Here is a 15580-nt window from a genome sequence, read left to right on the forward strand (position 1 = left end):
TTCGCGGCGGGCCCCTCCCTCTCCCGCGTTGCGGGAGAGGGACAATTGTCCTAGCTAGGCGGCTTGGCGCATCATGTTGCGCAGGACGTATTGCAGGATGCCGCCGTTGCGGTAGTAGTCGAGCTCGTCCAGCGTGTCGATGCGGCACAGCGCCTTGATCGTCTCGCTGCTGCCGTCGGCCCGGCGGATCACCACGTCCAGGTCGGCGCGCGGCTTGAGGCCCGCCTCGACGCCCAGCACGTCGAAGGTCTCGGTGCCGTCCAGCTTCAGCGTCTGGCGGTTCTGGCCGTCCTTGAACTGGAGCGCGAGCACGCCCATGCCGATCAGGTTGGACCGGTGGATGCGCTCGAAGCTCTCGGCGATCACCGCCTTGACGCCCAGCAGGCGCGTGCCCTTGGCCGCCCAGTCGCGCGACGAGCCGGTGCCGTACTCCTTGCCGGCGACGATCACCAGGGGCACGCCCTCGTCCTGGTAGCGCATCGCCGCGGTGTAGATCGGCATCACCTCGCCCGAGGGCTGGTGCCGGGTCACGCCGCCCTCGATGCCGGCCACCATCTCGTTGCGGATGCGGATGTTGGCGAAGGTGCCCCGCATCATCACTTCGTGGTTGCCGCGCCGCGCGCCGTAGGAGTTGAAGTCGGTCGGACGGACCTGATAGCCCAGCAGGTACTCGCCCGCCGGGCCGTCCTTCTTGATCGAGCCGGCCGGCGAGATGTGGTCGGTCGTGATGCTGTCGCCCAGGATCGCCAGCGGCCGCGCGCCGCGGACGTCGTGAACGGGCTCGGGCTCGGGCTTCATGTCCTCGAACAGCGGCGGCAGCTTGACGTAGGTCGAGCCTTCCGTCCACGCGTAGGTGGCGCCGGTCGCGGTCTCGATCTCCCGCCACTCCTCCGGCCCCTCGAAGACGTTGGAGTAGCGCTGGCGGTACATCTCCGGCGTCAGCGCGCGGCGCATCGTCTCGTCGATCTCGTGGGCGCTCGGCCAGATGTCGCGCAGGTAGACGGGCTGGCCGTCGCGGCCGGTGCCGATCGGGTCGTTGACGAGGTCGATCTTGACGTTGCCGGCGAGCGCGTAGGCGACGCACAGCGGCGGCGAGGCCAGGTAGTTGGCGCGCGTGTGCGGGTTGACGCGGCCCTCGAAGTTGCGGTTGCCGGACAGCACCGCGGCGACGACGAGGTCGCCCTCCTCGACCGCGGCCGAAATCGGCTCGGGCAGCGGGCCGGAGTTGCCGATGCAGGTCGTGCAGCCGTAGCCGACGAGGTTGAAGCCGAGCTGGTCGAGATAGTCCTGCAGGCCGGCCGCCACGAGATAGTCGGTCACGACCTGGCTGCCGGGGGCGAGCGAGGTCTTTACCCAGGGCTTCGAGAGCAGGCCCTTCTCGACCGCCTTCCTGGCGAGCAGGCCGGCGCCGATCAGGACGCTGGGGTTGGAGGTGTTGGTGCACGACGTGATCGCCGCGATCACGACGTCGCCCTGCTTCAGGCGGTAGTCCGCGCCCTTGACCGGGGCCGATGCCTCGGCGTCGGGGCATTTGAAGGTGTCGACGAGGTCGCGCTTGAAGGCGCCGGACAGCGCCGACAGCGCCACCCGGTCCTGCGGGCGGCGCGGCCCGGCCAGCGACGGCTCGACCTGGGAGAGGTCGAGCTCGAGCGTGTCGGTGAAGACCGGCTCGGGCGAGGCGTCGTCGCGCCACATGCCCTGCGCCTTCGCGTAGGCCTCGACCAGCGCCACGCGCTCGGGGTCGCGGCCGGTGAAGGTCAGGAACTTGATCGTCTCGGCGTCGATCGGGAAGATGCCGCAGGTGGCGCCGTATTCGGGCGCCATGTTCGCGATCGTGGCACGGTCGGCCAGCGGCAGGGCGGCGAGGCCCGGCCCGAAGAACTCCACGAACTTGCCGACGACGCCCTTCTTGCGCAGCATCTGCGTCACGGTCAGCACGAGGTCGGTCGCGGTCGTCCCCTCCCTGAGGCGGCCGGTCAGCTTGAAGCCGACGACCTCGGGGATCAGCATCGAGATCGGCTGGCCCAGCATCGCCGCCTCGGCCTCGATGCCGCCGACGCCCCAGCCCAGCACGCCCAGGCCGTTGACCATGGTCGTGTGGCTGTCGGTGCCGACCAGCGTGTCGGGATAGGCGACCGTGCTGCCCGACGCGTCCGCGTCCGTCCATACGGTCTGGGCGAGGTATTCGACGTTCACCTGGTGGCAGATGCCGGTGCCGGGCGGCACGACGCGGAAATTGTCGAACGCCGTCTGGCCCCAGCGCAGGAACGCGTAGCGCTCCTGGTTGCGCTCGAACTCCAGTGCCACGTTGCGGCCGAAGGCGCCGGCATTGCCGAAGTCGTCGACCATGACCGAATGGTCGATCACGAGGTCCACCGGGCACAGCGGGTTGATCCGCGACACCTCGCCGCCGAGCGCACGCACCGCCTCGCGCATCGCGGCGAGGTCGGCCACCGCCGGCACGCCCGTGAAGTCCTGCATCAGGACGCGGGCCGGGCGGTAGGCGATCTCGGTGTCGCTCCTGCGGGTCTTCAGCCAGGCGGCCACCGCCTTCACGTCGTCGACGCTCACCGTGCGCCCGTCCTCGAAGCGCAGCAGGTTCTCCAGCAGGACCTTCAGCGAGAACGGCAGGCGCGAGACGTCGCCCAGGCCGGCCCCCTCGGCGGCCGCGATGCTGTAGTAGTCGTAGGACCTGCCGCCGACCTGGAGGGTCCGGCGGGTCTTCAGGGTGTCGTGACCGGTGAACGTCGTCACTGGGGATCCTCCATCGCTTCGGGTAAGCGGAGGTTTGATCGGGTGGTGACCGAACCTTTCTTGGGCCGGTGATGTAGCGCAGTTTCCGGGAGAGTTCAAATGCCGCAGGATGCATGCGCGAAGCCGCGCAAGCCGCGGTTTCCGGGCCCCTACCCGACCGGACTGCCCCATCCGGCGGGGGTATGCGGCATGGTGTCCCAGCCGCCGGCCGCGGCCCCCGCGCGACCGCGCCCGAAAACGCCGCATGCGCATGCGTATCGTTGCCGATGAAACGAAAAGCCGTTGCCCAGCCTAGGCCTTGACTTTAATGTTCGTCAGCCATCAGTCTGGCGCAATTCTGACATACCGGGCAGTATGGTCCGGGACCAAAAAAGAATGCGTGGGGAGGACAGGGTCTTGAAAGCCGACACGCCCATCTTCGAGGCAAGGCAGGTGTCGTTGCGCTTCGGCGGCGTCCGCGCGCTGACCGACGTCAGCTTCGCGATCAACAAGGGCGAGCTGTTCTCGATCATCGGCCCGAACGGGGCCGGCAAGACCTCCATGGTCAACTGCATCTCCGGCCGCTACAAGCCGACCGAAGGCAAGGTCTTCTACAAGGGCGAGGACATCACGTCCCGGACCCCGAACCAGCGCGCCACCAGGGGCATCGGCCGCACCTTCCAGAACCTGGCGCTGTTCCACCACATGACCGTGCTCGACAACATCATGGTCGGGCGCCACCACCTGCTGCGGAACAACTTCCTGACCGGCGCGCTCTACTGGTTCACCGGCGCCCAGAAGGAGGAGCTGGCGCACCGGCGCGACATCGAGGAGATCATCGATTTCCTGGAGCTGCAGAACGTCCGCAAGGCCGTCGCCGGCACGCTGTCCTACGGGGTGCGCAAGCGGGTGGAGCTCGCCCGCGCCATGGCGCTGAAGCCGGACATCATTCTTCTCGACGAGCCGATGGCCGGCATGAACCTCGAAGAGAAGGAGGACATGGCGCGTTACATCATCGATCTCAACGAGGAGTTCGGCATGACCGTGGTCATGATCGAGCACGACATGGGGGTGGTGATGGACATCTCCCACCGGGTCATGGTGCTCGACTTCGGCCGCAAGATCGCCGAAGGGGACCCGGACGAGGTCCTGGCCAACGAGCACGTCAAGCGCGCCTATCTCGGCGAGGCGGACGAGGTGCTGATGGACGAGGACGACGTCCGCGAAGGGGCCCGCGGCGAAGGGAAGGTTGCCTGAGATGACGCTGCCCGACATCAGCCGGTTCGACACGCTGCCCAAGCTGCTGGCCCACAACGCGCGCGAGCACGGCGGCGAGGTGGCGCTGCGCGAGAAGGACTTCGGCATCTGGCGGTCCTTCACCTGGGCGCAGTACCACGAGCGGGTCCGGACCTTCGCGCTCGGACTGGCCTATTACGGCGTCGGCCGGGGCGACGTGGTCGCCCTGATCGGCGACAACCGCCCCGACTGGGCCTGCGGCGAGATCGCGACCCACGCCGTCGGCGCGATGAGCCTCGGCATCTACCGCGACGCGATGGAGGACGAGGTCGCCTATCTCGTCAACTATGCCGACGTGAAGCTGGTCTTCGCCGAGGACGAGGAGCAGATCGACAAGCTGCTGAACCTCGGCGACCGCATCCCCTCGGTCGAGCGGATCGTGTATTCCGACCCGCGCGGCATGCGCAAATACGACGACCCGCGCCTCGTGAACGTCGACGAGGTGATCCGCCACGCCCGCGCCATCGCGGTGGCGGAGCCGAGCCGCTACGACGAGATGATGGCGGCGACGAAGGGCGAGGACGTCGCGATCCTGTGCACCACCTCGGGCACGACCGCGAACCCGAAGCTGGCGATGCTGACGGCCGGTCGGCTGCTGCGCCACTGCGCCAACTACCTGGCCGCCGACCCGCGCAAGCCCGGCGACGAATACGTGTCCGTGCTGCCGATGCCGTGGATCATGGAGCAGGTCTACATCATGGGCATGGCGCCCCTGTCGCGGATGATCGTGAACTTCGTCGAGGAACCCGAGACGATGATGCACGACTTCCGCGAGGTCGGGCCGAACTTCGTGCTGTTCGCGCCGCGCGTCTGGGAGCAGATCGCCGCCGACGTCCGCTCCAAGGTGATGGACGCCTCGCCGCTCAAGCAGAAGCTCTACGACATCGGCATGCGGATGGGGCTGAAGGCGCTGGAGGACGGGCGGCGCTCGCGCATCGCCGACCTGATCCTGTTCCGCGCGCTGCGCGACCGGCTCGGCTTCAGCAATCTCGACAGCGCGGCGACCGGCGGCGCCGCGCTCGGGCCGGACACGTTCAAGTTCTTCCAGGCCATGGGCGTGCCGCTGCGCCAGATCTACGGCCAGACCGAGACGATGGGCATCTATACCGTCCACGCGGCGGACGAGGTCGATTTCGACACGGTCGGCCGCGGATTGACGAAGGACATCGAGATCCGGATCGAAAACCCCGACCAGAACGGCGTCGGCGAGATCGTCACCCGGCACCCGAACATGTTCCTGGGCTATTTCCGCAGCGAGGAGGCGACGGCGGCCGACCTGCGCGACGGCTGGATGCACACCGGCGACGCCGGCTTCTTCGACAAGAAGGGCCACCTCGTCGTCATCGACCGCATCAAGGACATCGCGACGACCAGCCAGGGCGACCGCTTCTCGCCGCAATACGTCGAGAACAAGCTGAAGTTCAGCCCCTACGTCGCGGAGGCGGTGATCCTCGGCGATCAGCGCGAGCACCTGGCGGCGATGGTGTGCATCCGCTTCCCGATCGTCTCGAAATGGGCGGAGAAGAACCGCATCACCTTCACGACCTACACCGACCTGTCGAGCCGGCCGGAGGTGTACGACCTGCTCAGGCGCGAGGTCGAGGCCGTGAACGCGACGCTGCCCGACTTCCAGCGCATCCGGAAGTTCCTGCTGCTCTACAAGGAGCTGGACCCGGACGACGGCGAGTTGACCCGCACCCGCAAGGTCCGGCGCGGCGTCATCGGCGAGAAGTACGGCGACATCATCGAGGCGATCTATTCCGGCCGCGACGCGATCGACGTCGACACGACGATCACGTTCCAGGACGGCACTCGGCAGCGCATCCGCACGACGCTGAAGGTGGTCGACCTGGAACCCGCGCCGGCGGCCGGCAGGAAGGCCAAGGCCGCGGCGGCGGCATGACGGAGAGAGAAGAAGCGGGAGCGCCGCGGGTGGCCGGCGGGGGGCGCAGCAGCCTTCCGCCCCGCCCTGCGGCGACACCGGACGGGGAACGGGGAGGCCTCACTTGAACACCAGCCTGCTGCTGCAGCTTCTCATCAACGGCGTCATCGTCGGCGCGCTCTACGGCGTCGTCGCGATGTCCTTCGTCCTGATCTACAAGGCGAGCCAGGTCGTCAACTTCGCCCAGGGCGAGTTCCTGCTGATCGGCGCCTGGGTGTGCTGGTGGCTGCTGACGACGTGGCAGATCCCCTTCATATGGGGCTTCCTGCTGACGCTCGCCTTCATGCTGATATTCGGGGTGGCGCTCCAGGTCATCGTGCTGCGGCCGATGATCGGCGAGCCGATCATCTCGGTCATCATGGTGACGATCGGGCTGGCCACCTTCTTCCAGGCGCTGATGAAGTGGATGTTCGGCGTCTTCGCCCAGCCCTTCCCGCCGATCTTCGAGCGCAGCACGATCAACCTGCTCGGGCTGCAGGTCCAGACCGTCTACATCATGAGCCTGCTGATCTCGATCGTGATCATGGTCGGCTTCGGCTGGTTCTTCAAATTCTCGCGCATGGGACTCGCGATGCGCGCGACCGCGTTCAACCAGCAGGTCGCCCAGTCGCTCGGCATCTCGGTGCGCCAGGTCTTCGCGATGAGCTGGGCGATCTCGGCCATGGTGTCCGCGGTCGCCGGCATCGTGGTCGGCGTCGTCAACGGCGTCTCCTCCGCCCTGTCCTTCTTCGGGATCAAGGTGTTCCCGGCGGTGATCCTGGGCGGGCTAGACAGCATCGTCGGCGCCGTGCTGGGCGGGCTGATCGTCGGGCTGCTCGAGAACTTCGCCCACTACATCGACAGCCAGTACCTGCATTGGGGCAACATGTACCAGGTCGCCCCCTTCTACGTCCTGATCATCATCCTGATGATCAAGCCCTACGGGCTGTTCGGGACCAAGGACATCGAGCGCGTGTGAGGGCCCGAGCATGACCGCCATGACCCCGAGCGGGGATTTCAAGACCACCTACCGGGCCGACACGACGATCTTCCCGACCGTCACCAGCCGCAACTTCGCGATCGTGGGGATCGTGCTGCTGCTGCTGTGCCCGACGTTCATGGACCGCTACTGGCTGTCGATCCTGATCCAGATCGGCTATCTCTCGATCGCGGCGCTGGGCCTCAACATCCTGGTCGGCTTCACGGGCCAGATCTCGATCGGCCACGCCGCCTTCTTCGGCTTCGGCGCCTTCGCCTCGGCGTGGTTCTCCAACTCCTTCGGCGTGCCGGTCTTCTTCGCCGTGCCGCTGGCCGGGCTGCTGACGACCGCGGTCGGCATGATCTTCGGGCTGCCGGCGGCGCGCCTGAAGGGGCTGTACCTCGCGATCGCGACCCTGGCGGCGCAGTTCATCATCGAGGACTTCCTGGCCCGGGCCGAGTGGTTCACGGGCGGGGTCGCCGGGACGATGGCCGAGCCCTTCTCGATCTTCGGCTTCGTGTTCAACACGGACACCCGGTACTTCTACGTCGTCCTGGCCTACATGGTCGTGATGTACGTGCTGGCGACCAACCTGATGCGCTCGCGCGACGGGCGGGCGCTGGTGGCCGTGCGCGACCACTACCTGTCGGCCGAGATGATGGGCATCAACCTGACCAAGTACAGGACGATGTCCTTCGGCATCAGCTCCTTCTACGCCGGCATCGGCGGCGCGCTGTACGCGCACTACCTTCAGTTCGTCTCGGTCGAAAGCGTGACGATCCTGTTCTCGATCCAGTTCCTGGGCATGATCATCATCGGCGGCCTCGGCTCGATCATGGGCTCCCTGATGGGGACCGTCTTCATGGTCATGCTGCCCGAGATGATGACGACGATCACCCAGGCGCTGTCGGGCAGCTCCATTGACCTGGCGCTCGGTCTCCAGGACAACATCGCCTTCCTGCGGGAAATGGCGATCGGCCTGGTCATCATCCTGTTCCTGATCTTCGAACCCGACGGGCTCGCCCACCGGTGGAAGCAGATCAAGGCCTACTGGAAACTCTACCCGTTCTCCCACTGAACGGGCGGAGAGGACGACCAACCACAACAACGGAACTCGGAGGAAGCGTTCGATGAAACTCAAGTTGGTTCTCGCGGCCAGCGCGGCGGCCGTGGCGCTGAGCACCCCGGCGCTGGCGCAGGAAATCCCCGTCGGCCACCTCGCCGACTACAGCGGCGCGACCTCCGACATCGGCGTGCCCTTCGGACAGGGCGTCGCCGACGCGGTCGCCTACCTGAACAGCCAGGGCGGCGTGAACGGCAAGAAGATCGACATGGACACGGTCGACTACGGCTATCAGGTGCCGCGCGCCGTCAGCCAGTACAAGAAGTGGTCCGGCGGGGACAAGGTCGCCGCCATCCAGGGCTGGGGCACCGCCGACACCGAAGCGCTGATCACCTTCGTCGCCCGGGATGAGATCCCGTACTTCTCCGGCTCCTACGCCGGCGCGCTGACCGACCCGAACGGCAAGGGCGAGAGGTCGACCAAGGCGGCGCCCTACAACTTCTTCTACGGCCCCTCCTACTCCGACGCGCTGCGCGCCATGCTGATGTGGGCGGCCGAGGACTGGAAGGCCAAGGGCGGCCAGGGCGCGCCCAAATACGTCCATATGGGCGCCAACCACCCCTATCCGAACGCACCCAAGGAGGCCGGCGAGGAACTGGCCAAGGAACTCGGCTTCGAAGTGCTGCCGGCGGTCCAGTTCGCGCTCACCCCCGGCGACTACACGGCCCAGTGCCTGACCCTCAAGGACAGCGGCGCCAACTACGCCTATCTCGGCAACACGGCGGGCTCCAACATCTCCGTGCTGAAGGCCTGCGACACGGTCGGCGCCGACGTGCAGTTCCTCGGCAACGTCTGGGGCATGGGCGAGGACGCCATGAAGGCGGTCGGCTCGGCGGCCGACGGCGTGGTGTTCCCGGTGCGCACGGGCGCCGTCTGGGGCGACGAAGCCCCCGGCATGCAGACGGTGCAGGCGATCAGCCAGTCCTCGTCCCAGCCGCAGGACTACCGCTCGGTGCACTACATCACCGGCATCTGCTCGGCCTACTACATGGCCGAGGCGATGGCGTGGGCCGACCAGAACGGCGGCGTCACCGGCCCGAACATCAAGGAAGGCATGTACCAGAAGAAGGACTGGGTCCCGGCCGGCCTCGAAGGCGTGTGCCTGCCGTCGACCTGGACCGCCGAAGACCACCGCGGCACCACGACGGTCAACCTCTACCGGGCGCGCGTCAACGGCCCGACGGAGGGCGCGGTCGCGGAACTGATGTCGTCCGATGCGATGAACCTGGAGAAGGTCACGACCATCGACGTCCCGCGCAAGCCGGAGTGGCTGGGCTGGTAAATCCGGCCGAGACCGACCTGCCCGCAGTCCAGCCCCCCCTCCCCCGCCACGCGGGGGAGGGGTCTCTCCCGACGAGGTGACCCCCGCATGGCCGCCACCGCCGCATCCGCCCCGCCCGCACCTGCCGCCGCCGCCGCGACCAAGCCGCCGCTGCTGTCGGTCAACAACATCGAGGTCGTCTACAACGACGTGATCCTCGTGCTGCGCGGGCTCAGCCTCGAAGTCCCGGAAGGCGAGATCGTGGCCCTGCTGGGCGCCAACGGCGCCGGCAAGTCGACGACCCTGAAGGCGATCTCCGGGCTGCTGAAGACCGAGGACGGCGAGGTCACGCGCGGCGACATCTCGTTCGCGGGCGAGCGCATCAACGGCGTCGACCCGGACCGCATCGTGCGCAAGGGCATCTTCCAGGTGATGGAAGGCCGCCGAATCGTCGCCGACATGACCTGCACCGAGAACCTGCGGCTCGGCGCCTTCACGCGCCGCGACGGCGGCGTGAAGCAGGACATGGAGATGGTGTTCGAGTATTTCCCCCGCCTGAAGGAGCGGACCGGCCTGGCCGGCTACCTCTCGGGCGGCGAGCAGCAGATGCTCGCGATCGGGCGCGCGCTGATGGCGCGGCCCAAGCTGATCTTGATGGACGAGCCGTCCATGGGCCTGTCGCCGCTGCTGGTCAAGGAGGTGTTCGGCATCATCCGCCAGATCAACCGCGACCTCGGCGTCACGATCCTGCTGGTCGAGCAGAACGCGCGCATGGCGCTGCAGGCCGCCTCCTACGGCTACATCATGGAGAACGGCAAGGTCGTGCTCGACGGCACCGCGGCGGAGCTGCAGGACAACGAGGACGTCAAGGAGTTCTACCTCGGCGGCGGCACCGAGGAGCGGCGGAGCTTCAAGAACCTGAAGAGCTTCAAGCGGCGCAAGCGCTGGCTGTGAGCCGGCGAGGCCCCGCTACGACGCCAGCCAGCGGCGGCGGAAGCATTGCGCGTCGTCGGGCCGCTGGAACTGGAAGCCGTAGGCGCGCCGCCCCCAACCGTCGGTCGTGTTGAAATGCAGGCAACGTCCGGCCATCATTTCCTCCACCCAGGCGAGGATGGCCCGGCGGGTGTCGATGTCCGGTAGGTCCGGGAACTGAACGATCGTCCATTCGCTCATGACCGCCTCACGAGAAAGCGTTACCTCCCAATAAAGGGTACGTCGCCGCCGGAGGGAAGGCAAAGGATTTCCATTCGTCAAGGGACAAATGGGAGACCTGGACCAGAACCGGCAAAGCATCGCAAGTTTATATAAAATACGGGGCATGCCGATGGAGCGCGAGTACTACGACGACCTGGAAACCCGCTCGACCGACGAGCGCGAGGCCGCGCACATGGCGGCCCTGCCCGAGACGATCGCGCTGGCCCAGCGCCGTGCGCCGGCCCTGGGCCGGAGCCTGGCGGACGTCGACCCGATGGAGGTCCGCGACCGCGCCGCCCTGGCCCGCCTGCCGGTGACGCGCAAGGCCGACCTCCTGGAGCGCCAGGCGGAGGAACCGCCCTTCGGCGGCTTCGCGGCGGTGGCGCCCGGCGAGCTTTCCCGGATCTTCATGTCGCCCGGGCCGATCTTCGATCCCGAGGGCGGGCAGCCGGACTACTGGCGCTTCGCGCGGGCACTGTGGGCGACCGGCCTCAGGCCGGGCCATGTCGTGCACAACTGCTTCGCCTACCACTTCACGCCGGCGGGATCGATGTTCGAGACCTCCGCGCACGCGATCGGCGCGGCCGTGTTCCCCGCCGGGACGGGGCAGACGGAGCTGCAGGTCCAGGCGATCGCCGGCGTGCGGCCGGACTGCTATTGCGGCACGCCCGACTTCCTGAAGGTGATCATCGAGAAAGCGGAGGAGATGGGGCGCGACATCTCCTCGATCCGCATGGCCCACGTCACCGCCGCCGCGTTCATGCCGGACGTGAAGGCCTTCTACGCCGCGCGCGGGCTGAACGTGCTCCAGAGCTACGGGACCGCCGACCTGGGCATGGTCGCCTATGAGAGCACGGCGCGCGACGGCATGATCCTCGACGAGCGCGTGATCGTCGAGATCGTCCGGCCGGGCACCGGCGACCCGGTCCCGGAGGGCGAGGTCGGCGAGATCGTCGTGACCGTCCTCAACCGCACCTACCCGCTGATCCGCTACGCGACCGGCGACCTGACCGCGGTCCTGCCCGGCGCCAGCCCGTGCGGGCGCACCAACACGCGCATCCGCGGCTGGATGGGCCGCGCCGACCAGACCACCAAGGTCAAGGGCATGTTCGTCCATCCCAGCCAGGTCGCCGAGGTGCTGCGCCGCCACCAGATCGCCGGCCGCGGCCGCCTCGTGGTCGACCGCGCCGAAGGCGCCGACGTCATGACCTTGCAGGTGGAGGCGCCGGCCGCCGGCGGGGGCCTCGCCGAAGCGGTCGCCGAGACGCTGCGCGCCGTCACCAAGCTGCGCGGCGAGGTCGAGGTCGTCGCCCCGGGAACCCTGCCGAACGACGGCAAGGTCATCGACGACAGGCGCAAATACGACTAGCCCAAGGCCTCAGGGAGCGGACGGCGGCGTCGCGGGAAAGACGAGGACGACGCGCGTCCCGCCGTCGGCCTGCGTGCTCATCGTCGCTGAGATCTGGCGCGAGAGATGGCTGACGAGCACGCCGCCGAGGCCGGAGCCCTGCGGCCTCGGCACCCGCATGTCCGGACCGGCCGCGCCCGAGGCGGTCAGGCCGACGCCGTCGTCGGCGACCGCGAGCCGGATGAAGGCGCCGTCCCGGTCGAGCTCGACGCGGACGCGGCCTCCGGTCCCTGCCGGGAACGCGTGCCGGGCGGCGTTCGTCACCAGCTCGTTCACGATCAGCCCGACCGGGACCGCGCGGTCGAGGTCGGTTTCGACCGCATCCCCCCGCGTCTCGACCGACATCTCTATCCGGGAGGCGTCCGTTCCCAGCGATTCCGCCAGGTCGGCGCACAGGCCGCGCAGATACGAGCCGAGGTCGACGCGCCCCGGATCGCCCCCCTGGGTCAGGCTGGCATGGGCGCGCGCGATCGCCATCACGCGCTCGTGCGCGGCCAGGATGTGGCGCCGCCCGGACGCGTCGCCGAGACGGTCCGCCTGGAGCCGGAGCAGCGCCGCCACGACCTGGAGGTTGTTCTTGACCCTGTGGTTCAGCTCCTGCTGCAGGACCCGCTCGTGCCGGACCGCGTCGCGCAGCGAGGACTCGAGCACCTTGCGCGCGGTCACGTCGATGATGGTGCCGACGTAGCGGACCGCCCGCGTCTCGCCGCCGACCGTCGCGAACACCGCCTGGCCCGCCGCGACGATCCAGCGGAGCTGCCCGTCCGGCCGCACGATGCGGTACTCGTAGGTCTCCCGGCTGCGGATCGCCGGATCGAGGGCGCGGGCGCGGATCGCCTGCGTCACCTTCAGGTCTTCGGGATGGGTCACGTCGCGGATGCGGTCGAAGGCCACCGGCTCGCCCGCGGGGAACCCGTAGATCTCCTTCGCCCGCTCGCTCCAGATCATGGCGCCCGTCACGAGGTTCCAGTCCCAGATGCCGAGGTCGGTCGAGGATACGGCAAGCTCCAGCCGCTCCCGGCTCTCGGCCAGGGCGGCCTCCGTCAGCCGCCGCTCCGTCACGTCCATCAGGATGCCGACGATGCGCTCGGGCGTGCCGTCGGCGCCGCAGACGATCTCGCCGTGCAGCGACAGCCACCGCTCCCGCCCGTCCGGCAGCACGACGCGGTAGTCGTGGGCGACGTGCCGTTCGCCGGCGGCGAGCGCGCGGGCATAGGCGAGGCGGCCGCGCTCCTGGTCCTCGGGATGGTGGCGTGCGCGCAGGGGAGCAACCTCCGGCCCGACCTCCCCCGGCGCGAAGCCGTACATCGCGTCCACCAGCGGCGAGCGCTCGGCCGTGTCGGCGCGCAGGTCGAGGTTCCAGTAGCCGACCTTCGCCGAGGCGAGCGCCCGACCCAGCCGGCCCTCGGTGGGAGCACCCGCCGCCCGGTCCCCGCCCATCTGGCACCCCCTTCGAACGAAGTATCGCGACGCGGCAGTCTAGATCAAGTTCCCGGCCGGCGTGAGAGGTAACGGCACCGGGACCCGCGTCGCGGCAGCGTTCGGAAGGCGGCTCAGGAGATCAGGCCGCGGTCGCGCGCCAGCAGCATGATCCCGATGTCACGCCAGCACCCGACCAGCTCGTCGCCGGGACCGCCGGGGGTCTTGCGGATGTCGAATCCGCGTTCGAGGCAGAAGCCGAGGACGCGGTCCCGCCCGACCGTCGCATCAAAGTCTTCCGCCACCTCTTCCCAGGCGTCCCCGGCATCCGGGCACGCGGCGAACAGGTTCATCAGCACGCTCTCGAGAGCGGCCTCGTACTCGCTGCAGAACCGGTCGGTTCCGAAGCGCTCCAGCTCCCGTACCCGGTCGGCAATCGCGATCACCGTCATCCTCGACCCGCTCCGCTCCATCCGTCCGCAGCACGGAACGCGGGACATGACGGAAGGTTGCGGCATACCCGCGAAGGTACCTGCCGACACGAAAACACCCGGGCCGCGAACGGCCCGGGTGTCGGGATCGTCTGCGCGCGGGGACGCGTCAGCCGCCGTCCGCGCCCTCCTCGCCGACCTGCTCGGCCAGCGGCAGTGCCGCGAACAGCGCGTTGCCCTGGCGCTCGCGCAGGACGAGGACGGAGTTCCGGTCCGCCTCCCGGGCGGCGTCGATCTGGGCGCTCACCTCGTCGGGGGTCTCGATCTTCTCCCCGCCGATGCGCCGGATCACGTCGCCGGGCTGGAAGCCCTGCTCGGCCGCCACGCTGTCGCGCTCGACGCCGGTCACGACGACGCCCTCGGTCCCGTCCTCGATGCCGTACTGGCGGCGCAGCTCGGGGGTCAGCTCCGACAGCTCGAGGCCGAGCGGCCCCTCCACGCCGTTCTCCTGCGCGGGCGCATCCTCCGCCGCCGCCATCTCGGTCTCCGACTGGAGACGGGCGATCTCGACGTCGAGGGTCTGGCGCTCGCCGTCGCGCAGGACGACCACCTCGCGCTCGGTGCCGACCTCGGTCGCGGCGACCGCGCGCGACAGCAGGCGCGGCTCCGCCACGTCGTCGCCGGCGTATTCGAGGATGACGTCGCCGGGCTCGATGCCGGCCTCGGCCGCCGGACTGCCGGGGACGACGTCGGCGACCAGGGCGCCGCGCGGCTCGTCGAGGCCCACGGCCTCCGCGATCTCGGGCGTGATCGGCTGGATCTGGACGCCGAGATAGCCGCGGACGACCTCGCCCTCCTCGCGGAGCTGGCGGATCACCGGCTGCGCGATGGAGGACGGGATCGCGAAGCCGATGCCGACCGAGCCGCCCGTGGGCGAGAAGATCGCGGTGTTCACCCCGACGACCAGGCCGTCCATGTCGAACAGGGGGCCGCCGGAATTGCCCCGGTTGATGGAGGCGTCGGTCTGCAGGAAGTCGTCATAGGGACCCGCGTTGATCTGGCGGGCGCGGGCCGAGATGATGCCGCTGGTCACGGTGCCGCCCAGGCCGAAGGGATTGCCGATCGCAAGCACCCAGTCGCCGACCTCGGCCTCGTCGGAGTTCCCCCATTCCACGGCCGTGAGCTCGCGGTCGGTCTCGACCTTGAGGAGGGCGAGGTCGGTGAGCGGGTCGGTCCCGATCACCTCGGCCGGCAGTTCCGTCTCGTCGGAGAGGATCACCTTCACCTCGTCGGCCTGCTCGACGACGTGGTTGTTGGTGACGATGTAGCCCGAGGGATCGACGATGAAGCCGGAGCCGAGCGCGCTGTCGGGCCGCTGTTCCATGTCGGGCGGCGCGAAGCGCTCGAAGAAGTCCTCGAGCGGCGAGCCCGGTGGGATCGGCAGCCCGGGAAGCCCGGGTATCCGCAGACCGCCGTCGCCCTCGGGCGCGGTCCGGGCCTGGGTCGTGGAGACGTTGACGACGGTCGGCAGCTTCTCCCTCGCCAGGGTCGCGAAGCTCTCCGGGCCGGAGTAGCTCCGCGCCTGCTGCTGCTGCGCCTGCCGGGCGTCCGGCTGCGTGCCCCGCTCTCCGGCGGGCAGGTCCTGGGCGGCGGCCCCGGCGGAGCAGACGGCGAGCGCGCCGGCGAGCGCCACCGCCCGCACCGGCCGGACCGCCCGGCGGAGACCCGCATCCCGGCCGGACATTTCGATCGGACTCATGGACCTCTCCTCATCTCATGACGGCGCGCCGCCCCCCGGCAACCGCGGGCGGCGCG

At 69.0% G+C, this 15580-nt stretch carries 12 protein-coding genes; 7 read left to right on the forward strand and 5 right to left on the reverse strand.

Features of this window, described 5'->3' with window-relative positions:
- Positions 1–54: 54 nt before the first annotated feature.
- Positions 55–2754, reverse strand: a complete 2700-nt coding sequence (acnA, locus tag VGO20_RS17260; protein ID WP_327503610.1) for an aconitate hydratase AcnA — start codon at positions 2752–2754, stop codon at positions 55–57.
- A 396-nt stretch (positions 2755–3150) separates the two neighbouring features.
- On the opposite strand from acnA, the gene VGO20_RS17265 reads away from it, so the two are divergent.
- The 6 genes from VGO20_RS17265 (at position 3151) to VGO20_RS17290 (ending at position 10267) form a co-directional block, all read left to right on the forward strand.
- Complete coding sequence (locus VGO20_RS17265; protein ID WP_414639841.1) at positions 3151–3990, forward strand: ABC transporter ATP-binding protein; 840 nt, start codon at positions 3151–3153, stop codon at positions 3988–3990.
- A 1-nt stretch (position 3991) separates the two neighbouring features.
- A complete protein-coding gene (locus VGO20_RS17270; RefSeq protein ID WP_327503612.1) occupies positions 3992–5932 on the forward strand; it encodes a long-chain fatty acid--CoA ligase in 1941 nt (646 codons plus the stop codon).
- Between the two features lie 103 nt (positions 5933–6035).
- On the forward strand, positions 6036–6929 hold the full coding sequence (locus tag VGO20_RS17275) for a branched-chain amino acid ABC transporter permease (protein WP_327503613.1): 894 nt from the start codon (positions 6036–6038) through the stop codon (positions 6927–6929).
- A 10-nt stretch (positions 6930–6939) separates the two neighbouring features.
- Positions 6940–8007 carry a branched-chain amino acid ABC transporter permease gene (locus VGO20_RS17280; protein WP_327503614.1) on the forward strand — a complete coding sequence of 356 codons (1068 nt, stop codon included), beginning with the start codon at positions 6940–6942 and terminating at the stop codon, positions 8005–8007.
- A gap of 52 nt (positions 8008–8059) precedes the next feature.
- Complete coding sequence (locus VGO20_RS17285; RefSeq protein WP_327503615.1) at positions 8060–9334, forward strand: ABC transporter substrate-binding protein; 1275 nt, start codon at positions 8060–8062, stop codon at positions 9332–9334.
- Between the two features lie 87 nt (positions 9335–9421).
- On the forward strand, positions 9422–10267 hold the full coding sequence (locus VGO20_RS17290) for an ABC transporter ATP-binding protein (RefSeq protein WP_327503616.1): 846 nt from the start codon (positions 9422–9424) through the stop codon (positions 10265–10267).
- A 15-nt stretch (positions 10268–10282) separates the two neighbouring features.
- Here the strand turns inward: VGO20_RS17290 and VGO20_RS17295 are convergent, their stop codons facing one another.
- Entirely contained in the window at positions 10283–10486 is a 204-nt protein-coding gene (locus VGO20_RS17295; protein ID WP_327503617.1) for a hypothetical protein, read from the reverse strand.
- Positions 10487–10637: 151 nt separating this feature from the next.
- On the opposite strand from VGO20_RS17295, the gene VGO20_RS17300 reads away from it, so the two are divergent.
- Positions 10638–11876: a phenylacetate--CoA ligase family protein gene (locus tag VGO20_RS17300; protein WP_327503622.1), complete on the forward strand. Its 1239-nt coding sequence runs from the start codon at positions 10638–10640 to the stop codon at positions 11874–11876.
- A 9-nt stretch (positions 11877–11885) separates the two neighbouring features.
- Here VGO20_RS17300 and VGO20_RS17305 read toward each other — a convergent pair whose 3' ends face one another.
- The 3 genes from VGO20_RS17305 to VGO20_RS17315 form a co-directional block, all read right to left on the reverse strand.
- Positions 11886–13355 (reverse strand): sensor histidine kinase, encoded by a 1470-nt coding sequence (locus tag VGO20_RS17305; protein ID WP_327503618.1) that lies wholly within the window; start codon positions 13353–13355, stop codon positions 11886–11888.
- 113 nt (positions 13356–13468) lie between these two features.
- Positions 13469–13786, reverse strand: coding sequence for a hypothetical protein (locus tag VGO20_RS17310; protein WP_327503619.1), 318 nt, complete (start codon positions 13784–13786; stop codon positions 13469–13471).
- Positions 13787–13934: 148 nt separating this feature from the next.
- Entirely contained in the window at positions 13935–15524 is a 1590-nt protein-coding gene (locus tag VGO20_RS17315; protein WP_327503620.1) for a DegQ family serine endoprotease, read from the reverse strand.
- Positions 15525–15580: the final 56 nt, after the last annotated feature.

Source organism: Arenibaculum sp. (assembly GCF_035998295.1).
In the GTDB taxonomy this organism is placed as follows: domain Bacteria; phylum Pseudomonadota; class Alphaproteobacteria; order Azospirillales; family Azospirillaceae; genus DASYHS01.